This is a genomic window from Nocardia mikamii NBRC 108933 (genome assembly GCF_001613505.1).
GTDB lineage: Bacteria > Actinomycetota > Actinomycetes > Mycobacteriales > Mycobacteriaceae > Nocardia > Nocardia mikamii.
In genome coordinates this window covers 123,506-144,990 of sequence record NZ_BDCM01000013.1, presented here as the reverse complement: position 1 = coordinate 144,990, position 21,485 = coordinate 123,506, and the positions used below count along the sequence as shown (strand labels likewise).

Here is a 21,485-nt window from a genome sequence, read left to right as displayed (position 1 = left end):
ACCGACAGGACAGGTATAACGATGGGTATGAGTTTGGATCCCGCCGTCGCCGCCCGGCTCAAGCGCAACGAGGCGGGCCTGGTCGCGGCGATCGCGCAGGAACGCGGCACCGGCGATGTGCTGATGATGGCGTGGATGGACGACGAGGCCCTGGCCCGCACTCTCGCCACCCGCAAGGCCACCTACTATTCGCGCTCGCGGCAGCAGTACTGGGTCAAGGGCGAGACGTCGGGACATACGCAATACGTGCACGAGGTGCGGCTGGACTGTGACGGCGACGCCGTGCTGCTGATCGTCGACCAGCAGGGCGCGGCCTGCCACACCGGCACCCACACCTGCTGGGACGGGGATCTGCTGCTCGCCGACGGGAGCTGAACCGGTCAGTTGGCGGCGCCGGCCGTGGCTTCGGCGGCCGGCGGGTCGGGCAGTCCGTCGGCGCGGCCGATACCCCGGGACAGGCCCGCGTCGAGCTGTGCCACGAGTGCCTCTCCGAGGGTGAGCAGCTGGTCGACCTGCTCATCGTCGATGCCGTCGAAGACCAGCCCCCGCACCCCTTCCAGATAGGCGGGAGTGGCCTTCTGTACCTGTTCGAAACCTTCGTCGGTGAGCACCGCGTAGGCGCCGCGGCGGCCGCGCACCGCGTCGCGTCTGGCCCAGCCCAGCCGTTCCAGCTTCGTCACCACATGGGACAACCGTGATAGCGACGCATTTGCCCTGCTCGCCAATTCGCTGAGTTGCAGGCGATGTCCGGGCTCCTCGGACAGCAGTGCCATCAGGAGATACTCGAAATGCGTCATACCGGCTTCGCGTTGCAGCTGGGTGTCCATTGCCGCCGGTAATCGCGTCGTCAGCGCGACCAGAGTCCGCCACGCTCGCCGTTCGGTGGGATTGAGCCATTCCGTCACTTCGCGCCCTCTCTTGCAGCCCAGTGACGTAAATCGCAGTTCACCGTCACTCGCGACCAACAAGTTTGCCACGACTTCGCTCGCTGGTCAGCCCGGTTGCTGATGACGTGACAGCTATCACGCCGGGGCGCGATCGCGACGCTGTCGGGTTCACTCCTTGATATCGCCTGGTGGACGCGTGGCGTTAGCGGTGTCGGGTGCGGTGACCACGCCGGCTTCGGCGCGGCGGGCCGAACGCGCCCGCCACTGTTTGCGTAGCAGTAGCACGAGCAGGATCACGAAGATCGCCGCCGCCACGATGGCGCCGACCAGCGAGGCGCCGCGGAAGCCGGGCGCATCCACGTCGAGGACGCGTTCCCCGGCGTGTGCGGCGCTGTTGCCGCCCAGCACGATGGTCAGCGTCATCAGATTGGGCAGCGCCACGATCAACGCCAGCACCGCCGCGGCGCCGGCGGCGAATTTGCCGGCCCGGGTGCGCCACACCCGCACCGCGCCCAGCAGAAGCAGCAGGGGGATCAGCGTGCACAGGAAGCCGACCCCCAAGCCCGACCAGATGCCCTGGGCGAAGCTGCCGTGCCCGGACATGCCGGCGATCCGCTGCGCCCACCAGCGCGGAATGAAGGCCGACAGCACGAAATAGGCGACGACCAGCACGATGATGACCGCGAGCAGGCCGAGGGCTCGATTCCGCCACACGGTGGCTCGGGGTTTGGTCCCGGAGTTCGTGAGGGAGCTCGTCGATGTCATGAATCCAGCGTATGCGCGAGGGGCGCGCCTACGCCGGGAGAATCGTGCCGTGTCAGGTCGTCAATGCGCTCTCACCAGCGGACGAGTGGTGGGCACGCGCGGATGACCCGGGATGCGTCCGGGCGATTCAGGACCGGTGCTCGCGCAGGGCGGCCAGCGCGGCGTCGGCGTGGACGTTGGCGCGCAGCTCACCGGAGATCACCGCGAGGACCGTACGGTCGGTGTCGATCACGAAGGTCTGCCGCTTCACCGGCAGGAAGTTGCCGAGCAGACCGCCGATCGCTCCGGAACGTTTGACGCCGAACCGTTCCGCCACCGCACCGTCGCGATCGGACAGCAGCGGATAGCCGAGGGTCTGCGACTGTGCGAAACCGGCCTGGGTGTCGACCGAATCGGTACTGATTCCCGCGCAACTGGCGCCCAGGGCCGCGAATTCGCTTGTCAGATCACGGAAGTGGCAGGCCTCCGCGGTGCACACGGGAGTGTTGGCGGCGGGGAAGAAGAACAGCGTCAGCGGTCCGTCGGCCAGCAACGAATCGAGCGACCGGACGGTGCCGGTCTGGTCGGGAAGTTCGAACCCGGGTGCGCGCTGGCCTTTTTTCACAATCGCGAGGGTACCGGTCGGCACCGTTGCCCGGTACCCGTCGCGGACCGCGTGGGGGCCGCGGCGGGGCCCGGGAATCTCGGTTGCGGCCGACTGGAATGATGAGCGATATGCACGGCGCCGCATTCGACCGTCCGGAAACCGCAACCACCACCACCCGGGACCAGTTCCGCGTGCTGGCGGCCGCGCACCGCGTGGTGCCGGTGACGCGCAAGGTGCTGGCGGATTCGGAGACCCCGTTGTCCGCCTACCGGAAGCTGGCCGCGGACCGGCCGGGCACCTTCCTGCTGGAGTCGGCCGAGAACGGTCGTTCCTGGTCGCGGTGGTCGTTCATCGGCGCCGGTAGCCCCACCGCGCTGACGGTCGTCGACGGTCAGGCGGCGTGGCTGGGCGCCACACCCGCCGACGCGCCGGCCGGTGGTGATCCGCTGGAGGCGCTGCACGACACCCTGGAACTGCTGCGCACCGAGCGCCTGCCCGGCCTGCCGCCGCTGACCGGCGGCCTGGTCGGCTATCTGGGCTACGACATCGTGCGCCGCATCGAGCGGCTGCCGGAGCTGACCACCGACGATCTGCGGGTTCCGGAGATGGTGCTGCTGCTCGCGGCGGATCTGGCCGCCTTCGACCATCACGAGGGCGCGATCACCCTGATCGCCAACGCGGTGAACTGGAACGGCACCGACGAACGCGTCGACGAGGCCTACGACGACGCCGTCGCCCGGCTCGACCGGATGACCGCGGCGCTGGCCGCGCCCGCCGAATCGACCGTCTCCGTCTTCGACCGTCCCGAGCCGGACTACATCCGCCGCCGTACCAGCGAGGACTTCGGCGCGGGCGTGCGGCGGCTGGTCGGCGAGATCGAGGCCGGCGAGGCGTTCCAGGTGGTGTTGTCGCAGCGGTTCGAAATGGACTTCGACGGCGAACCGCGCGATGTGTACCGGATGCTGCGCGCCTCGAATCCGAGCCCGTACATGTATCTGATGCACATTCCCGACGGCGCGGGCGGCACCGCGTTCTCCATCGTCGGCTCGAGTCCGGAATCGCTGGTGACGGTGAAAGACGGTGTGGCGACGACGCATCCGATCGCCGGCACCCGGTGGCGCGGCGCCACCGAGGAGGACGACGTGCTGCTCGAGAAGGATCTGCTCTCCGACGAGAAGGAGAACGCCGAACACCTCATGCTCGTCGACCTGGGGCGCAACGACCTGGGCCGGGTGTGTGAACCGGGCACCGTGCGCGTCACCGAATACCGCCACATCGAGCGCTACAGCCACGTGATGCATCTGGTGTCCACGGTCACCGGCCGGCTGGCGGCCGGGCGCATCGCCCTCGACGCCGTGCGCGCCTGCTTCCCGGCCGGCACCCTCTCCGGTGCGCCGAAGGTGCGGGCCATGGAGTTGATCGAGGAGAACGAGCCCACCCGCCGCGGCGTGTACGCAGGGGTCGTCGGCTACCTCGACTTCGCAGGCGACGCCGATACCGCGATCGCGATCCGCACCGCGCTGCTCAAGGACGGCGTCGCCTATGTGCAGGCCGGTGCCGGCATCGTCGCCGACTCCCAGCCCGAATACGAGGACGAGGAGTCGCGCAACAAGGCGATGGCGGTCCTGAAGGCCGTCGCCGCCGCGCGCACCGTGCGTACCTTCACCCCCGAACCCGACGGCACCCTGCTATGAGCAACCCGGAATCCGAACCAGCCCGACGACATTCACCGGGCCAGCCGGAAGACACGTCCGCGCCGGGCGCGAACGGCACGTCGTCCACCGCGGCGCGCCCGCGGTCCGATGCCGACAGCTCCGCCGCCGATCGCGCGCCGGTTCCACCGGGCGTCGGCAGTGATCCGATCCGTTCCCGAACGGGGAGCGAAGCCATGGACGAAGACGCGATCGCGTCCGACGCTCCCGCGCCGGCGGTGCTGCGCGACACCCAGGCCGCCCCGCGGTCCGGCGACGGTGACCCCGACCGCTACGTTCCTGAGCCGGATAACAGCGAGGACACGACACCGAAACGCGCCCGCCCCGTGCTGCCGGTCCTGCTGCTCGCGGTCGGCGCGGCCGCGCTGTGGGGTTCCTCGCGCATGACCTGGGTGACGCTGCGGTCCTCCGACGGCCTGACCGAACCGCGCACCCGGCATCTCGACGGCGGTCTCTGGTTCGGGGCGCTGACGCCGCTGGCGCTGGTGCTGCTGGCCTCGATCGCGGCCGTGTTCGCCACCAAGGGCTGGCTGCGCCGGCTGATCGGCGTCGTGGTGGCGCTGGTCGCCGCGGTCGCCGCGGTGCCCGGCCTGGCCCTGCTTACCCAGCACGGCAAGCTCGCCGAACGAGCCGCCCGGCTCGCCGAACTGCCCGCCCGCGCGCATGTCGACGCGGCCACGGCGGCCACCTTCCCGGCCGCCCTCAGCGTCGTCGGTGCGGTCGCGGCCTTCGCCGCCGGAGTGCTGCTGGCCCGCATGCCCGAAACGACGGCCCGCATGTCGGGTAAGTACGACAACCCGGTCTTCCGCCGGGCCGCCGCCGCCGAACAGGTCGCCGAACTGCGCCGCGCGGGTGAGACGGAGTCGGCCGCGCGGGCCGCCGGCGCGGCGCGGCCGGCGACGCCGACGTCACCTCCGCACACCCCGGAGCCGGAGTCGGGCGAACTCTCGCAGCGCGTGCTGTGGGACGCGCTCGACGCCGGCGCCGACCCGACCGACGACGAGGCGGGCCGATGAGCGCTTTATCACGGCGCGCCGGGCGGCAGGCGTCACACCCCGCCGTCGGCTCGGTGAACACCTCCATTTACTCTTTATCAGCATCGGTGAGACAGCACCTGGGGGGATTCTCAGGTAGCAAGTCCGTCTCCCCAGAAAGGATTCGAGCCAGATGACGGTACTCGACTCGATTCTCGACGGGGTCCGCGCGGATGTGGCCGCTCGGGAAGCCCTCCTGGATTTCCAGGCCGTCAAGAAGGCCGCCGCGGCGGCCCCCTCGCCGCGCGATGCGCTCGCCGCACTGCACGCGGACGGGATCGGAGTCATCGCCGAGGTCAAGCGCGCCAGCCCCTCGAAGGGTGAGCTCGCCGACATCCCGGATCCGGCCAGCCTGGCGAAGTCCTACGAGGACGGTGGCGCGCGCATCATCAGCGTGCTCACCGAGGGCCGCCGCTTCCACGGCTCGCTCGACGATCTGGACGCCGTCCGCGCGGTCGTCGACGTGCCGATCCTGCGCAAGGATTTCGTCGTCGGCCCGTACCAGATCCACGAGGCCCGGGCGCACGGCGCCGATGTGATCCTGCTGATCGTGGCCGCCCTGGAACAGGACGTGCTGGCCTCGCTCATCGATCGCACCGAATCGCTGGGTATGACCGCGCTGGTCGAGGTGCACACCGAGGAGGAGGCCGACCGCGCACTGACCGCCGGCGCCTCGGTCATCGGCGTGAACGCCCGCAACCTGAAGACCCTCGAGGTCGATCGTGACGTCTTCGCCCGCATCGCGCCCGGACTACCCACCGAGGTCATCCGGGTCGCCGAGTCCGGTGTCAGCGGCACCGCCGATCTGCTCGCCTACGCCGGGGCCGGCGCCGATGCGGTGCTGGTCGGCGAGAGCCTCGTGACCAGCGGTGATCCGCGTGCGGCCGTCTCCGAGCTGGTGACCGCCGGCACCCATCCGTCGTGCCCGCGTCCGTTGCGGCGGGGTGTCACCCGATGACCGGCGTGCACGAGCAGCTGCCCCAGGCCAGCGAGGGTGTCACCCATCGCAGCCACGAACCGGATACCGGTGGCCACTTCGGCGTCTACGGCGGCCGGCACGTGCCCGAGGCGCTGATGGCGGTGATCGAGGAGGTCTCCGCCGAATACGACAAGTCACGCCTGGATCCCGATTTCCTGGCCGAACTCGACCGGCTGCAACGCGATTACGCGGGCCGGCCCTCGCCGGTCTTCGAATGCAGGCGGCTCTCCGAGCACGCCGGCGGCGCCCGCATCCTGCTCAAGCGCGAGGATCTGAACCACACCGGTTCGCACAAGATCAACAATGTGCTGGGCCAGGCGCTGCTCGCCCAGCGGATGGGCAAGACGCGCGTCATCGCCGAGACCGGCGCCGGTCAGCACGGCGTCGCGACCGCCACCGCGTGTGCGCTGCTCGGCCTCGAATGCGTGATCTACATGGGCGCGGTCGACACCGCGCGTCAGGCGCTCAACGTCGCGCGGATGCGGCTGCTGGGGGCCGAGGTGGTGTCGGTGACCACCGGCTCGCAGACGTTGAAGGACGCGATCAACGAGGCGCTGCGCGATTGGGTCACCAATGCCTCGGAAACCTACTACTGCTTCGGCACCGCGGCCGGCCCGCATCCGTTCCCGCTGATGGTGCGTGATTTCCAGCGCATCGTCGGCCTGGAGGCGCGGGTGCAGGTGCAGACGCAGACCGGGCGTCTTCCCGACGCGGTGGTGGCGTGCGTGGGCGGTGGATCGAATGCGATCGGCATCTTCCACCCGTTCCTCGACGACGAGGGCGTGCGGCTGATCGGCTACGAGGCGGCCGGTGACGGTGTCGATACCGGCAGGCACGCAGCCACTTTCGCCGGCGGGCGGCCGGGCGCTTTCCAGGGCGCCTACTCGTACCTGCTGCAGGACGAGGACGGCCAGACCATCGAATCGCATTCCATCTCGGCCGGTCTGGACTATCCCGGCGTCGGACCCGAACACGCCTACCTGAAGGACATCGGCCGCGCCGAGTACCGGCCGATCACCGATGTCGAGGCGATGGACGCGCTGCTGCTGCTCTCGCGCACCGAGGGCATCATCCCGGCCATCGAATCGGCGCACGCGGTGGCGGGCGCGTTGCAGCTGGGCCGGGAATTGGGTTCGGGCGCAATCATTCTGGTGAATCTGTCCGGACGTGGCGACAAGGACATGGATACCGCGGCGCGCTGGTTCGGCCTGTTCGACGACGCCGCCGCCCCGGAGGAGAATCGCTCGTGAGCCGTCTGGAATCGACCTTCGCGGCCAGCCGCGGCGAGGGCCGCGCCGCGCTGATCGGATATCTGCCCGCGGGCTACCCGGACCTGGCCGGATCCATCGACGTGTGCACCGCGATGGTCGAATCCGGTTGCGACATCATCGAAGTCGGTATCGCCTATTCCGATCCGGTGATGGACGGCCCCACCATCCAGGCCGCCACCGAGCAGGCCCTGCGCGGCGGGGTGCGTGTGCGCGACGTCTTCAGTGTCGTCGAGGCGATCACCGCCGCCGGGGGCAACGCCGTGGTGATGACCTACTGGAACCCGGTGCTGCAGTACGGCGTCGACCGTTTCGCCCGCGATCTGGCCGCGGCCGGCGGGCTCGGGCTGATCACCCCCAATCTCATTCCCGAGGAGGCGGGCGAGTGGTTCGATGCCTCCCGCGCCCACGATCTGGACCGCATCTTCCTCGTCGCCCCGTCCTCCACCGAGGAGCGTCTGGTCAAGACCATCGAGGCCAGTAGCGGATTCCTCTACGCCGCGTCCACCATGGGCGTCACCGGCGCCCGCGACGCGGTGTCCTCGGCGGCCCCGGAACTGTGCGCGCGGGTGCGTGCTCACTCCGATATCCCGGTCGGTGTCGGCCTGGGCGTGCGCAGCGGTGCGCAGGCGGCCGAAATCGCTTCCTATGCCGACGGAGTCATCGTCGGCTCGGCGCTGGTGACGGCTGCGGGCCAGGGTCTGGACCAGGTCCGGACACTCACCGCGGAGCTGGCCGAGGGCGTGCGTTCGGCGACCGTCACCAGCTGATCGCCGACGCGAACTGGGCGGCGGGCGCACCCTCCGTTACGGTGGGGCCCGTGACTTTTCCAGTCCTGGCAGACGGCGTCGATGTGCACGGTGGGGCGGTACTGGCCTATATTCCCAGTCCGCCGCGAGGCGTATGGGATGTGGGGCCGTTCCCGCTGCGTGCCTATGCGATCTGCATCATCATCGGCATCATCGTCGCGATCTGGTGGGGTGAGCGGCGCTGGCGCGAGCGCGGCGGCGAGCAGGGCAAGGTGCTCGACGTGGCGATGTTCGCGGTGCCGTTCGGACTCGTCGGCGGCCGGCTCTATCACGTGGCCACCGACTGGGAGAAGTATTTCGGTGCCGGCGGGCACCCGATCAACGCGCTGAAGATCTGGGAGGGCGGTCTCGGTATCTGGGGTGCGGTGCTGCTCGGCGGCGTCGGCGCCTGGATCGGCTGCCGGGTGTATCGAATTCCGTTGCCCGCCTTCGGTGATGCCATCGCCCCGGCGATTCTGCTCGCCCAGGCCGTCGGCCGCCTCGGCAACTACTTCAATCAGGAACTCTACGGCCGCAAGACCGATCTGCCCTGGGGCCTCGAGATCTATCTGCGGTTCGACTCCGACGGACAGCTGGACATGATGAACGGCGTCTCCACCGGCGTGGTGGAGAAGGTCGTGCAGCCGACCTTCCTCTACGAGCTGATCTGGAATCTGCTCGGCGTCCTGGTGCTGGTGATGGTCGACAAACGCTGGCGGATCGGCCACGGCCGCCTGTTCGCGCTGTACGTGGCGATCTACACCTTCGGCCGCTTCTGGGTCGAACTGCTGCGCGACGACGAGGCCACCCACATCTTCGGCATCCGGGTGAACTCCTACACCTCGGCGATCGTATTCCTGTGTGCCCTGGCGTATTTCGCCCTCGCCACCAAGGGCCGCGAAACCGCCGCCCAGCTCGCCGCCGGCGGCGAGCGTCCCTGGCCCTGGCAGATCGGCGCCCTGCGCCGGCACGGCGCCGCCGGACAGCAGGCCGCCGCGGCCGAGAGCGGCGCGGCGGTCACGGCCGACGAATCGGCCGACGGCGCCGAGTCCGGCGAAGCCGCGAAACCCGCGGACGAAGTGAGCCCGGCCGGCAAGGCGGACGACGTGTCCGAGGCCGGGAAGACCGACGAGGGTGCCGCGGGGTCCGAAAAGGAGTCCTCGTCGGCGAAGCCGGAGGAAGCGTCGGCGAAGCCGGGAGAATCCACCGAGTCCGAACCCGCCGCGGGCCCTGGATCCGGCGAATCGGACGAGTCCACCGCCGGCCTCTCCGATTCGGCGGCGAGCGGCAACGAACTGGATCCGCTCACCGATGACAAGGATGCGGCCGGTGCCACCAGCGCCGGGAACAGCGAGCGGCGGGCCGAAGGTAAGTCGGGTAAGCCGGGCCGGAAGAAAGCGGACAAGAGCTGAGCGGGCGGACCGCTCGAACCAGGAGGACTTCGTGACCGACCCCTATCAGCCGCAGCCCGGCTACGGCCCGCAATACGGTGCCCCGGGTACCGGACCGGGGAATCCGGGCGGCTACGGCCCATCTGGGCCCTACGGCTACAGCCAGCCCTACGGCCAGCCCGCCGACCCCTACGCCCAGCCCTACGCTCCCGCCCCCGGCTACCCACCCGCGCCCTACGGCATGGATCCGGAGGCGCCCTACGGGCGCAACATGTACGGCGAACCGTTCTCGGACAAATCGAAGCTCACCGCCGGGCTGCTGCAACTGTTCGTCGGCGGCCTCGGGATCGGCCGGTTCTACCTCGGCTACACCGGCATCGGCGTCGCCCAGCTGCTGGTCACGCTGTTCACCTGCGGTCTGGGCGGCATCTGGCCGTTCATCGACGCGATTCTGATCCTCACCGGCAAAGTCCGCGATCCGTACAACCGTCCCCTGCAGGAGTGACGACCATGCCGGGTGAATATGTGATGTGCGTCATATTTTCGTCGATTGACAGTGGCGGGTGTGCCGATCAGCGCCACTGCGGCGGCAGGACTAGGCTCGGTTCGTGATGCGACGGACAAAGATTGTGTGCACCCTCGGACCGGCCACCGCCACCGAGGACCGGATCCGTGAACTTGTCGACAGCGGCATGGACGTGGCCCGGTTGAATTTCAGTCACGGAGAACACGCCGATCACGCCGAGAACTATCACAAGGTGCGGCACGCCGCCGAGCAGATGGGCCGTGCGGTCGGCATTCTCGCCGACCTGCAGGGACCGAAGATCCGCTTGGGCCGATTCATCGACGGCCGCACCGTGTGGGCGACGGGCGAGGAGGTGCGGATCACGGTAGACGACGTGGAAGGCACCCACGATCGCGTCTCCACCACCTACAAACAACTATCCGAGGACGCCAAGGCCGGTGACCGGCTGCTCGTCGACGACGGCAAGGTCGGGCTGACCGTGGTCCGCGTCGAGGGCAACGACGTGGTGTGCCGCGTGACCGAGGGCGGTCCGGTCTCCAACAACAAGGGCGTCTCGCTGCCGGGTATGGACGTTTCCGTTCCGGCGTTGTCCGACAAGGACATCGAGGATCTGGAATTCGCCCTGCGGCTCGGCGTGGACTTCATCGCCCTGTCGTTCGTGCGGTCGCCGTCGGACGTCGAGCTGGTCCACGACATCATGGATCGCGTCGGCCGCCGGGTTCCGGTGATCGGCAAACTCGAAAAGCCCGAAGCCATCGACAATCTCGAGGCGATCGTGCTCGCGTTCGACGCGATCATGGTGGCCCGTGGCGACCTCGGCGTCGAACTGCCGCTCGAGCAGGTGCCGCTGGTGCAGAAGCGGTCGATCCAGATGGCAAGGGAGAACGCGAAACCCGTCATCGTGGCCACCCAGATGCTGGAGTCGATGATCGGCAACTCCCGACCGACCCGCGCCGAGGCCTCCGATGTCGCCAACGCCGTGCTCGACGGCGCCGACGCGGTCATGCTCTCCGGTGAGACCTCGGTCGGCCAGTATCCGATCGAAACGGTGCGGACGATGGCGCGCATCGTGCACGCCGTGGAATCCGAATCCTCGACCCGGGTGCCGCCGCTGACCCACGTCCCGCGCACCAAGCGCGGTGTGATCTCCTATGCGGCCCGCGATATCGGCGAGCGGCTCAACGCCAAGGCGCTGGTGGCGTTCACCCAGTCCGGCGACACCGTGCGCCGGCTGGCTCGCCTGCACACCACGCTGCCGCTGCTGGCGTTCACCCCGCTGCCGGAGGTGCGCAGTCAGCTGGCGCTGACCTGGGGTGTGGAAACCTTCATCGTCCCGCCGGTCGGTACCACCGACGAGATGATCGGCCAGGTCGACAAGGAACTGCTGTCGCTGAATCGCTACGCCAAGGGCGATCTCGTGGTGATCGTGGCCGGTTCCCCGCCGGGAACCGTCGGGTCCACGAACCTGATCCACGTGCATCGCATCGGCGAGGAGGACCACTGAGGTGAGTGCATCACTGGGCGAATCGGTCGGTACCGGCCGCGAGAGCGGGGGCGATCTCGCCGTCCTGCTCGGCCTGCTCGAACTCGAGGAGATCGGCGAGGACGTCTTTCTCGGTCACCATCCGGAGAAGGTGTGGAGTCGCACCTTCGGCGGCCAGCTGGTGGCGCAGGCGATCATCGCGGCCGGTCGCACGGTCGGGCCGGGACGCCCGGTGCACGCGGTCAACGCGCATTTCGTGCGCGGTGGGGATGTACGCAAACCGATCGAATACCGGGTCGAACGCCATCGTGACGGGCGTGCCTTCGCCAACCGCACGGTGACGGCGTATCAGGGCGATCAGGAACTGTTCGTGATGCTGGCGGCGTTCCAGGACTGGGCCAAGGGCCTGGAACACGCCAGCCCGCAGCCGCAGGTGCCCGATCCGGACGGGCTGCCCCGGGTGGAGGAGTCCTTCTCCGGGTTCGAGGACAAACTGCAGATGTTCGTGCAGGCGCCGCATCCGATCGATATGCGCTACACCAACGATCCGGCGTGGATCCTCAAGGGCACCGGCGGCACCCTCAACCACAACCGCGTGTGGATGAAGGCCGACGGCGAACTGCCCGACGATCCGCTGATCCACGTTGCGACGCTGGGGTATTCGTCCGACACCACGGTGCTGGATTCGATCATCACCACGCACGGGTTGTCGTGGGGGCACGACCGGATCGTGGCCGCGACGGTGAACCACTCGATCTGGTTCCACCGTCCGTTCCGCTTCGACGACTGGGCCCTGTACGCGACGCAGTCACCGGTGGCCGCCGGTTCGCGCGGTCTGGCCACCGGTCACTTCTACTCACGGGCCGGTGAGCTGCTGGCCACCGTCGTCCAGGAAGGCGTGATCCGGCACTTCCCGTCACGCAAGTAGCGCTGTTGTCCGGCGGCGCCGGTCGGGGGCTGTTGTCCGGCGGCGCCGGTCAGAGGCGCTCGCGGTTCTCGTCGAAGTCGTAGCTGTCGCGATGGAGAGCGGAAATCGTGTACGGGACGGCGTCGGCGGTGGTGGCGATCCCGAGGACCAGTCGGTGCTCGAGTGCGGCCAGGCCGGATTCGGTCAGCTGATCGGGATCGCCCACCAGGCTGAGCGCTATCTCGTAGGTGCGCCGCGAGCCGGGGTCGCGGTGGGGGTGTTCCAGGCGCCACTGCGTCTCCAGCACCGTGTGATCGGGCTGATCGGCGTCGACGGGCAGGGTGAAGCGCCAGGCGAAAACATCGTGCTCGGCGAGGTGGTCGTCGACCACGCAGCGCACGGTGTGCACGACGCGGTCGAGCGTTTCCGGTGTGACGTAAACATGGAGTGAAACATCCGAAATTCGTTTCGGCATGTCTGTGTCCTGTTCCGGTGTCGAACCATCGGCGTCGGCAGTTTCCGCGGGGAGTCTAACCCCGGATCCCGATCCGCGGGAGAGCGGCATGCCCGGCGCCGGATTGTTCAGGCGTGACGGCCGATTCGCACGGGCTCGATACCCCACGGCGGGGTCTCGATGCGCCCGCCGGGCAGCAGGACCAACCGGGGCCGGCCGGACGTCGTGCGCCCCGCGTCGCGATGGGCGTGCAGCGCGAGCAGCAGTGGGACCAGCGTCTCGGCGATCCGATCGCCGACGGCACAGTACTTTTCGCTAGACAGCCCGACCGGGTCGGGGATGTTCTCCCGGCCCACCAGTGCGAGATCGTTTCGGGCACTGTCGATGTGGGCGATCGTGCGAGCACCGGAGACCTTCGCCACCCGATAGGCCTCGAGCAGCGTGAAGGTCCGGGGCCGGGCATTCGGAACCAGGTCGATGATGTGGTCGCGGATCTGCTCGGTCATCGCGAGCACGAGATCCGCGCGCGTGACCATCTCCGGCCTCACCTTGCGTGCTGAAAAGTTGCCAGGATCGCCGCCGAGGCCCGTGATGATCTGTGCCGCAAGGGGATCGACGCCGAAGCCGACGAGTGCGCGGGTGCCGGCGCTCTCGGCGGTCAGGTCGTCGAGACCGTGTTCGGCGGCGACGGCGCGGGTCAGACGTTCGGCGATCACCGAGCGGCAGACGTTGCCGGAGCAGACGAACAGGACGTGCATAACTGCTACGGTAGGTGGCCGCGGCCACCGGCAGAAGCCGGAGACGGCCGAAAACCGCTGATTTCACGCGATGTTCAGCTGCCGGTAGCGCGTCGCGTTCGACCGTTTGCCGAATTTTCGCTGACCGACTGGGTGAAGGGTGTGGCGCTACGGCTGCCGGTCCGTGTCGGAACCGTCGGCGCCGGAAGCGTTTCGATAGTAGGAGGCTTCCTCGACCACGGGCGCGACCGTCGGCTCCGCACCGAGATGAGCGCTGTCCGCGCCGGCGCGGGCGGCGTTGTCCTGGGCCCGGCCGCGCGCGCTGAACAGCCGTCCGCGCATGGACCGGGTCGGAGCGAACGCGCCCAGGCCGGTGGGCGTGGTCATATCGTCGTACATGGTGTCGATGCCCCCGCGCAGGAAGTAGGCCTCGTGCCAGAACCCGGTGCCGCCGGAGTCACGCAGAAACCGCTGCCACCAGTCGCGGTGCGGCTGGGAACGGGTCCAGCGTTCCAGGCTGTCCAGGTCACGCCAGTATTGGCGGGCGCCCCAGTGCGGCGGGAACAGCGACCAGATGATGTCCTCGTGCCGCAGCAGCCCGTCGGGCCGATCATGATGGGAGCGATACAGTTTCGGCCCGAGGCCGAGCAGACGCAGCACCCCCCGCGGGGTCCGCACCCGCATCCCCAGATAGATCACCACCAGATCGGGATATCCCGAAAGATCCGCGGTGAGCCGATTCACCCGCATACGCGCGACCTCTTCCTGCCAGGGGTCGTGTGCCCCCACCCTACGCGTATTCACGCGCTGTACCGGCGTTCGGTTCGATCGGCTAGCCGGTCACCTGTGAAGGCAGTTCCCGGTCCGGGACGACGGCCGATCCGTTCCAGGTGTAGGTGACGGTGACGGGCCCACCGGCGGCGCAGCAGTTGGGTTCGTCGCCTGCTATCCACCGGTACTCCACCGAGACCGAGGTGTCGGTCGACCCGGTGACGGCGGTGAAGGCGGTGGGGCGGGCGGTCGCGGTGCCGAGGTAGGTGCCGTCGTGGAAGAACAACACGTGTTCCGGTGAGGAGACGGTTCCCCGCGGGGTCTGCGCGGTCATCCACATCAGTGCCGGGCAGTGGCCGGTGGTGGCGTCGGTGCCCGCCTGCGGCTGCCACGGCTCTCCACCGGGCGCGGTGCCGAGGGTGGCGAATGCGTCGGCGACGACAGCGGAGTTGATGTCGAGGCAGTAGCCGTGGCCGGCCGGGCTGTCGGAGGGCGCCGGTGCGGCGGTCGGGGCCGGCGCGGCGGTGGGCCCGGCCTCTGCACCGGGCTGCGAATCGGGGTGCGGGTCGGTGCCGGGTTGTGGCGCGGACGGCTGCGGGTGCTGTGTCGCGGCGGCATCGCCGGGCGCGGGCGTGGGGGCAGATGCTTGCGTGTCCGGCCGTGGCGCTGATCGGGTCGTGCCGGAGCTGACGGGCGCGGATGTGGCGGCGGCGCGGTCGCCGGACTGTGCGGCGGAACAGGCGGTGGCCGACAGCGCCACAGCGCAGGCGAACAGGGCAAAGATCGTGCGAGACGCCACGGTGGATCTCCTTTCGCCGCGGTCGCGGTTCGACCCGGCTACTACAACTCGGTGATCGCCGCCTCGGCCGTTAACGCGGTTATGATCTTGTTACCGGCGTGACGGCAGGAGCGAACGTGGTGGCGGGCAAGGCTTCCGGCGGCCGACCCGGCCGGGACGGTTCGCGCCGCGCGCCGGATCAGGGGGCTTGAACGCGGGCCGGATTCGCATCCACCTCGCGCCGGCGGTCGCGTTCGGGGATTTCAGGCCCCGACGAGGGGGTTTCCCATCACCATGAACCGGTCACGATGCGTTCCGCAGCATCGTGGATTGCCTGAGCTGCCGCAGACAGCGGCGTTGCATCGCAGTACCCGATATATGGGGTTCGACCTCGAAGGCGGTGTGCCGCATGGTCTTCGAACGTAGCCGCCTCGCCGACTGCCCGTCGTGAGCACTGCTCGTCATGGTGCCGAGTGTGGGACTCGAACCCACACGTCCGTGAGGACAACGGTTTTTGAGACCGTCGCGTCTGCCAGTTCCGCCAACTCGGCGCACCGGGAGGAAATGATAGCCGGTGGGTGCCCAGGTTACCGAATCGGTCCCACGCGGGCGGGTTCCCGCTGGGTAGATGGGTTGTGAGCGACGTTGAACGGTACGCTTTAGGACACTCGGCGTGCGTGGCCGGTGACAGGGTGGGACCGGAGGCGCACATCGGGTGTCGGCATCGGAATATCGAGGGGTCTGTCTATGGGAACGAATGCAGGGGGCGCGGGCGCGAAGCAGGACGCGCCGGCTGCCGCGAAGCGTGTCGTGGTGGCCGAGGACGAGGCGCTCATCCGGATGGACCTTGTGGAGATGCTCTCCGAGGAGGGCTACCAGGTGGTGGGTGAGGCCGGCGACGGCCAGCAGGCGGTCGACCTGGCCGTGGAACTGCGCCCCGATCTGGTCATCATGGACGTGAAGATGCCGCGGCGTGACGGTATCGATGCCGCCGGTGAAATCGCCTCCAAACGCGTTGCGCCCGTGGTGATTCTGACCGCGTTCAGCCAGCGCGACCTGGTGGAGCGGGCGCGCGACGCGGGCGCGATGGCCTATCTGGTGAAGCCGTTCACGAAATCGGATCTGGTGCCCGCGATCGAGTTGGCGGCCAGCCGTTTTCACGAGATCTCGGCGCTGGAACAGGAGGTCGCGAACCTCTCCGACCGCCTGGAGACCCGCAAACTGGTCGAGCGCGCGAAGGGCGTGCTGATGCAGACGCAGGGGCTGTCGGAACCGCAGGCGTTCAAGTGGATCCAGCGCACCGCGATGGATCGCCGCACCACCATGAAGGCGGTCGCGGAGGTCGTCCTGGACAATCTCGCGCCGAAGTCCTGATCGCCGCTCGTGGCCGGCCGCGCATCGTCTGCCGGCCGCGACGGTCGAGCGTCGCGGGCGTGGCAGCTGCCGGTCCGGTGGGGCGGGTGTGGCCTGTGTGACAGCGGGCAGCTGGATCCGCGTGCGCGAATTCGAACGCGACACATGCCGGTCCGTGCCCGGTGGCCGGGGATGTCGGTGCCTGTCCCTAGACTCTGTGCCGTGACTCCAGCCTCCACCGATCAGCGTCAGGGCAGTGTGTCGTCCACCACCGCCGCAGCGGCAGCGCCGAAAGCCGGCAGTACGGCGGCGGGTGCTCCCGGCGAGCGTCCCACGCTGTTGTTGCTGGACGGCCATTCCCTGGCCTACCGCGCCTTCTACGCGCTACCGGCGGAGAACTTCAAGACCGTCACCGGGCAGACCACCAACGCCGTCTACGGCTTCACGGCCATGCTGATCAACCTGTTGCGCGACGAGCGGCCGACCCATGTGGCGGCCGCGTTCGACGTCAGCCGGAAGACCTTCCGGGTCGAGGCCTATCCGGAGTACAAGGCCAACCGCATCTCCACGCCCGACGAATTCCGCGGACAGGTGGAGATCACGCAGGAGGTGCTCGGCGCGCTCGGCATCCCGGTGATGGCCATCGAGGGCTACGAGGCCGACGACATCATCGCCACCCTCGCGACTCAGGCTGTGCCGCAAGGTTTCCGGGTGCTCATCGTCACCGGCGACCGGGATTCGCTGCAACTGGTCAATCCCGATGTCACCGTGCTGTACCCGAAGAAGGGTGTCTCCGAGCTCACCCGGTTCACGCCGGAGGCGGTCGAGGAGAAGTACGGCCTGACCCCGGCCCAGTACCCGGATTTCGCGGCCCTGCGTGGCGACCCGAGTGACAATCTGCCGGGCATTCCGGGCGTGGGGGAGAAGACGGCGACCAAGTGGGTTCGCGAATTCGGCGATCTGCCCACCCTGGTCGAACGGGTCGACGAGGTGCGCGGCAAGGTCGGCGACGCACTGCGCGCGAACCTGTCCAGTGTGGTGCTCAATCGGCAGCTCACCGAGATGGTCAAGGATGTTCCGCTGCCGTACACCCCGGAGCAGCTGGCCCAGCAGCCGTGGGATCGCGACAAGATCCACCGCCTGTTCGACGATCTCGAGTTCCGGGTGCTGCGGGACCGGCTGTTCGAGACGCTGGCGCCGCCCGAGCCGGAGGCCGAGAGCGGTTTCGAGATCAGCGGCGGCCCGGTCGCGCCCGGCGCCGCCGCGGACTGGCTGGCCGAGCATGCGAAAACCGATGCACGCCACGGCGTTTCGATCGTGGGGACGACCACTCCGGTGCAGGGTGATGTGAAGGCGATCGCGATCGCCGCCGCCGACGGTGAGGGCGGCTACTTCGACGTGGTCGCGCTGACCCCCGAGGACGAACTCGCCATCGGTCGCTGGCTCGCCGACGCCGAGACCCCGAAGGCCGTGCACGAGGCCAAGGCGGCCATCCATGCCCTGCGCGGGCGCGGCTGGCGGTTGGCCGGGCTCACCAGCGACACCGCGCTCGCGGCCTATCTGGTGCGGCCCGGGCAGCGCACCTTCAACCTCGACGATCTGTCGTTGCGGTATTTGTCGCGGGAGTTGCGGGTCGAAGCCGCCGAGGACGCCCAGTTGTCGCTGCTCGACGACGAAGATCAGGTCGACACCGAACTGGCGCAGGCCGAGATCCTGCGCGCCCGCGCGGTGGCCGATCTGGCCGAGGCGTTCGACACCGAACTCGACCGCATCGAATCCGTCCCGTTGCTCACCGAGATGGAACTGCCGCTGCTGGGCGTGCTGGCCGAACTCGAGCACGCCGGCATCGCCGTGGACTGCGACAAACTGGACGAGTTGCAGCGCGAATTCGCCGACCGGGTGGCCTCGGCCGCGGACGCCGCCTACGAGGTGATCGGTGAGCAGATCAACCTCGGCTCGCCGAAGCAGCTGCAGGTGGTGCTGTTCGACAAACTGGACATGCCCAAGACGAAGCGGACCAAGACCGGTTACACCACCGACGCCGACGCGCTCGAGTCCCTGTTCGAGAAGACCCAGCATCCCTTCCTCGAACATCTGCTGGCGCACCGCGACGCCACCCGCCTCAAGGTCACCGTGGACGGCCTGCTGAAGTCGGTCGCCGACGACGGCCGCATCCACACCACGTTCAACCAGACCATCGCCGCCACCGGCCGGTTGTCCTCGACCGAGCCGAATCTGCAGAACATCCCGATCCGCACCGACACGGGCCGGCGCATTCGCGACACCTTCGTCGTCGGCCCCGGCTACGAGTCGCTGATGACGGCGGACTACAGCCAGATCGAGATGCGGATCATGGCGCACCTGTCCAAGGACGCCGGGCTGATCGAGGCGTTCAACTCGGGCGAGGACCTGCACAGCTTCGTCGCGTCCAAGGCGTTCGACATCCCGATCGCCGACGTGCACCCGGAGATGCGCCGCCGGATCAAGGCGATGTCCTACGGCCTGGCCTACGGCTTGTCCGCGTACGGGCTCTCGCAGCAGCTGCGGATCAGCGCCGAGGAGGCGAAGGCGCAGATGGAGGTCTATTTCTCCCGTTTCGGCGCGATTCGTGACTATCTGCGCGACGCGGTGGACCAGGCGCGCAAGGTCGGCTACACCGAGACGCTGTTCGGCCGTCGCCGCTATCTGCCCGACTTGGATTCCAGCAACCGCCAGCGCCGCGAGGCCGCCGAGCGGATGGCGCTCAACGCGCCCATCCAGGGCACCGCCGCCGACATCATCAAGGTGGCGATGATCAACACCCAGGCCGCCATCGCCGAGGCGGGCTTGCGGTCGCGCATGCTGCTGCAGATCCACGACGAACTCGTCTTCGAGGTCGCCGCGGGTGAGCGGGAGGCGCTGGAATCGCTTGCCCGCGAACAGATGTCAAGCGCCATCGATCTGTCGGTGCCGCTCGAGGTCTCCGTCGGCGTGGGCCGCAGCTGGGACTCGGCCGCGCACTGACCGGGGCGCGGCGCCGACCTCGGAGTGCCCGGCCCAGTGGTGTGCCGGCGGCACGCCGATCGGTGCGCGGCCGACCGGCCGCATCGTAGGGTGGCGCGATGGGTGTATGGGAGTGGGATCACAACGCCTTCTATCATCGGACGCTGCTGCGACAGCTGCCGCAGCACTGTGAGCGAATCCTCGAAGTCGGTTGCGGGGCAGGCGCTTTGGCGGCCGAGCTGGCGCGGCGTGCCGACCGTGTCGACGCGGTGGACCGGTCGCCGGAGATGATCGAGGCGGCCCGCCGCGTCGTCCCGGACAACGTCGCCTGCGCGCGGGCCGACATACTCGATCACCCGCTGCCGGAGGCCGCCTACGACGCCGTCGTATCGCTCACCACCCTCCACCACCTGCCTCTCGACCAGGTGCTGCCGCGGCTCGCGCACACGCTACGGCCGGGCGGGGTACTCGCGGTGATCGCGCTGCCGCGGGCCGATCCACTGCGTGAACTGCCCGCCGAAGTCACGGCGGTACTCGCGCAACGCCTCTTCGGCCTGGCTTTCGCGACGCTGCGTGCGACGGGCCGCGGCGCCTGGTACGCCCACGAGCCCACGCATGCGGCGATGCCGGTCGTGCTCGATCCGCCACTCACCACCCGCGAGGTCGCCCGCCGGTCGCACGACCTCCTGCCGGGCGCGCGGGTGCGCCGACTGGTGTTCTGGCGCTATCTGTTGCGGTGGGACAAACCCGCGCAACCCCGGTGACGACACGCCGAACCTGTCCGCCGCACATCCTGTGGACCCGCTGTGGCCTGGGCGAATGCGGCGCTCACCACGGCACTGTCCGTTGGCATACCGTTCACTCGAAAATGTGACGAAGTTACTCGTTGGTTCCGCCGCAATATTGTTGCCATCGTCGCGACGAGTCCATATTCTCGAAGCCGTGCCGAATCCCGCCGCAAGCCACAGCGCCGCGCGCAACGTCGCCGACCGCGACCGCGTGGTGCTCCTTCCGCTTACCGCGATGGTGGCTGCGGCGCGACTTCTCGTAGTACCTCGCCGTAGCGGGAGCTGATTCGGACCGGCCCCCTCGCTGCGGCCGTTGACAAGTGTTTGCGCTGGTCCCCTCTGTCATCCGACCAACGACAAAGCTTCGGGAAGACCTAGTCCAATGACGATCACTATCGATACACATGCCTTCATCGCGGCCGCGCCCAAGGGGCTGCGCGCCGAATCCGCCGACCTGTCGCCCGCGGAGTTCTACGACCGCTACTGCGCGCACACCGGCCCGGTCAAGCTCAGCGACTGGGCGCGGGCCGAACAGCGGGCGACCTATACCGCCACCCTCGAACTGGCCGGACATGCGCGGACCGTGGTGTCCGCCGGTAGCCCGGTCGCCGCGTTGACCTCGGCGCTCTACGACGAGGGCTATCCGGTGGAGATTCTGCAGTTCCACCAGCGGCGCACCGGCAGCGGCACCGCCACCTTCGTGCAGTGCGAATGCAACGGCCGCCGAGGCTGGGGCGCCGCGCTCGCCGGGGACGGGCCGGAGTCGACCGTCCGGGCTATGATCGCGGGCATCAACAAACTCGGGAACTGAGCCGAGCTCGGCAACCGGGCCGACAGGCGAAAAGGCCGGTGCCGCATTCCGTTTCGTGAGAAATCGGGATGCGGCACCGGTTCCGGCGAGTCAGCTCTGCTGCTGTTCGGCGAGCTGCTTGCGCACCTCTTCCATATCGAGCGCCTTCACCTGGGAGACCAGATCCTCCAGCGCGGCCGGCGGCAGTGCGCCCGGCTGCGCGAAGACCAGGACACCCTCGCGGAAGGCCATGATCGTGGGGATGGAGCGGATGTTGGCGGCGGCGGCGAGGCTCTGCTCGGCCTCGGTGTCGACCTTGCCGTGGACGACATCGGGATGCTGTTCCGAGGACGCCTCGAAAGTGGGCGCGAACGCCTTGCAGGGCCCGCACCAATCGGCCCAGAAATCGACGAGTACGACGTCGTTTCCGGTCACAATCTCGTCGAAGTTCTGCGCGGTCAGGGTCTGGGTGGCCATGGGTTCCTCTCGTGTCGTTGTATGCGGTG

General features: G+C 68.8%; 22 protein-coding genes and 1 tRNA gene. 14 read left to right on the top strand and 9 right to left on the bottom strand.

The genetic code is table 11. The features are described 5' to 3' along the window. Window positions 1-27 precede the first annotated feature (27 nt). On the top strand, window positions 28-375 hold the full coding sequence (hisI, locus tag NMI01S_RS18755) for a phosphoribosyl-AMP cyclohydrolase (RefSeq protein WP_062999805.1): 348 nt from the start codon (window positions 28-30) through the stop codon (window positions 373-375). Between the two features lie 5 nt (window positions 376-380). On the opposite strand, the gene NMI01S_RS18750 is transcribed toward hisI, so the two are convergent. The 3 genes from NMI01S_RS18750 to NMI01S_RS18740 all read right to left on the bottom strand — a co-directional run bounded on the left by NMI01S_RS18750 (window position 381) and on the right by NMI01S_RS18740 (window position 2,256). After that, a complete protein-coding gene (locus NMI01S_RS18750) occupies window positions 381-905 on the bottom strand; it encodes a MarR family winged helix-turn-helix transcriptional regulator (RefSeq protein ID WP_245716927.1) in 525 nt (174 codons plus the stop codon). Between the two features lie 150 nt (window positions 906-1,055). Further along, window positions 1,056-1,652: a hypothetical protein gene (locus tag NMI01S_RS18745; protein ID WP_062998973.1), complete on the bottom strand. Its 597-nt coding sequence runs from the start codon at window positions 1,650-1,652 to the stop codon at window positions 1,056-1,058. A gap of 127 nt (window positions 1,653-1,779) precedes the next feature. Then, entirely contained in the window at window positions 1,780-2,256 is a 477-nt protein-coding gene (locus NMI01S_RS18740) for a peroxiredoxin (RefSeq protein WP_039777555.1), read from the bottom strand. 98 nt (window positions 2,257-2,354) lie between these two features. On the opposite strand from NMI01S_RS18740, the gene NMI01S_RS18735 reads away from it, so the two are divergent. The 9 genes from NMI01S_RS18735 (at window position 2,355) to NMI01S_RS18695 (ending at window position 12,347) form a co-directional block, all read left to right on the top strand. Next, window positions 2,355-3,932 carry an anthranilate synthase component I gene (locus tag NMI01S_RS18735; protein WP_439956286.1) on the top strand — a complete coding sequence of 526 codons (1,578 nt, stop codon included), beginning with the start codon at window positions 2,355-2,357 and terminating at the stop codon, window positions 3,930-3,932. A gap of 194 nt (window positions 3,933-4,126) precedes the next feature. Beyond that, on the top strand, window positions 4,127-4,966 hold the full coding sequence (locus NMI01S_RS18730) for a Trp biosynthesis-associated membrane protein (protein ID WP_084513121.1): 840 nt from the start codon (window positions 4,127-4,129) through the stop codon (window positions 4,964-4,966). A gap of 151 nt (window positions 4,967-5,117) precedes the next feature. Beyond that, window positions 5,118-5,942, top strand: coding sequence for an indole-3-glycerol phosphate synthase TrpC (gene trpC / locus NMI01S_RS18725; RefSeq protein ID WP_030514633.1), 825 nt, complete (start codon window positions 5,118-5,120; stop codon window positions 5,940-5,942). After that, window positions 5,939-7,213, top strand: a complete 1,275-nt coding sequence (gene trpB, locus NMI01S_RS18720) for a tryptophan synthase subunit beta (RefSeq protein WP_062998971.1) — start codon at window positions 5,939-5,941, stop codon at window positions 7,211-7,213. Before trpC ends, trpB begins: the two co-directional genes overlap by 4 nt. Next, entirely contained in the window at window positions 7,210-8,001 is a 792-nt protein-coding gene (gene trpA / locus NMI01S_RS18715; protein WP_062998969.1) for a tryptophan synthase subunit alpha, read from the top strand. The genes trpB and trpA overlap by 4 nt, the downstream gene beginning before the upstream one ends. Window positions 8,002-8,051: 50 nt before the next feature. After that, entirely contained in the window at window positions 8,052-9,431 is a 1,380-nt protein-coding gene (gene lgt / locus NMI01S_RS35950; protein ID WP_062998968.1) for a prolipoprotein diacylglyceryl transferase, read from the top strand. Between the two features lie 31 nt (window positions 9,432-9,462). Continuing rightward, window positions 9,463-9,915, top strand: a complete 453-nt coding sequence (locus NMI01S_RS36280) for a TM2 domain-containing protein (protein WP_062998966.1) — start codon at window positions 9,463-9,465, stop codon at window positions 9,913-9,915. A 103-nt stretch (window positions 9,916-10,018) separates the two neighbouring features. Next, a complete protein-coding gene (pyk, locus tag NMI01S_RS18700) occupies window positions 10,019-11,440 on the top strand; it encodes a pyruvate kinase (RefSeq protein WP_084513068.1) in 1,422 nt (473 codons plus the stop codon). 1 nt (window position 11,441) lies between these two features. Further along, the gene (locus NMI01S_RS18695; protein WP_062998965.1) at window positions 11,442-12,347 is read left to right on the top strand and encodes an acyl-CoA thioesterase; all 906 of its coding nucleotides are present in this window, start codon (window positions 11,442-11,444) and stop codon (window positions 12,345-12,347) included. 49 nt (window positions 12,348-12,396) lie between these two features. Here the strand turns inward: NMI01S_RS18695 and NMI01S_RS18690 are convergent, their stop codons facing one another. From NMI01S_RS18690 to NMI01S_RS18670, 5 genes are all read right to left on the bottom strand, one after another. After that, window positions 12,397-12,801: a hypothetical protein gene (locus NMI01S_RS18690; protein WP_062998963.1), complete on the bottom strand. Its 405-nt coding sequence runs from the start codon at window positions 12,799-12,801 to the stop codon at window positions 12,397-12,399. Between the two features lie 107 nt (window positions 12,802-12,908). Continuing rightward, complete coding sequence (locus tag NMI01S_RS18685; protein WP_062998962.1) at window positions 12,909-13,538, bottom strand: arsenate reductase/protein-tyrosine-phosphatase family protein; 630 nt, start codon at window positions 13,536-13,538, stop codon at window positions 12,909-12,911. A gap of 147 nt (window positions 13,539-13,685) precedes the next feature. Beyond that, window positions 13,686-14,267 carry a phenylacetaldoxime dehydratase family protein gene (locus NMI01S_RS18680; protein WP_062999795.1) on the bottom strand — a complete coding sequence of 194 codons (582 nt, stop codon included), beginning with the start codon at window positions 14,265-14,267 and terminating at the stop codon, window positions 13,686-13,688. 82 nt (window positions 14,268-14,349) lie between these two features. After that, a complete protein-coding gene (locus NMI01S_RS35940) occupies window positions 14,350-15,087 on the bottom strand; it encodes an LppP/LprE family lipoprotein (RefSeq protein ID WP_062998960.1) in 738 nt (245 codons plus the stop codon). A gap of 443 nt (window positions 15,088-15,530) precedes the next feature. Further along, window positions 15,531-15,617 (bottom strand) — tRNA-Leu (locus tag NMI01S_RS18670). A gap of 196 nt (window positions 15,618-15,813) precedes the next feature. Here NMI01S_RS18670 and NMI01S_RS18665 point away from each other — a divergent pair. The 4 genes from NMI01S_RS18665 to NMI01S_RS18650 all read left to right on the top strand — a co-directional run bounded on the left by NMI01S_RS18665 (window position 15,814) and on the right by NMI01S_RS18650 (window position 21,000). Beyond that, window positions 15,814-16,440, top strand: coding sequence for an ANTAR domain-containing response regulator (locus NMI01S_RS18665; RefSeq protein WP_036500534.1), 627 nt, complete (start codon window positions 15,814-15,816; stop codon window positions 16,438-16,440). Window positions 16,441-16,611: 171 nt separating this feature from the next. Beyond that, window positions 16,612-19,422, top strand: a complete 2,811-nt coding sequence (polA, locus tag NMI01S_RS18660; protein WP_084513119.1) for a DNA polymerase I — start codon at window positions 16,612-16,614, stop codon at window positions 19,420-19,422. Between the two features lie 98 nt (window positions 19,423-19,520). Then, the gene (locus NMI01S_RS18655; protein ID WP_062998956.1) at window positions 19,521-20,165 is read left to right on the top strand and encodes a class I SAM-dependent methyltransferase; all 645 of its coding nucleotides are present in this window, start codon (window positions 19,521-19,523) and stop codon (window positions 20,163-20,165) included. A 406-nt stretch (window positions 20,166-20,571) separates the two neighbouring features. Further along, window positions 20,572-21,000: a 2-isopropylmalate synthase gene (locus tag NMI01S_RS18650; protein WP_062998954.1), complete on the top strand. Its 429-nt coding sequence runs from the start codon at window positions 20,572-20,574 to the stop codon at window positions 20,998-21,000. 90 nt (window positions 21,001-21,090) lie between these two features. On the opposite strand, the gene trxA is transcribed toward NMI01S_RS18650, so the two are convergent. Then, a complete protein-coding gene (gene trxA / locus NMI01S_RS18645) occupies window positions 21,091-21,456 on the bottom strand; it encodes a thioredoxin (protein ID WP_062998952.1) in 366 nt (121 codons plus the stop codon). Between the last annotated feature and the right edge of the window lie 29 nt (window positions 21,457-21,485).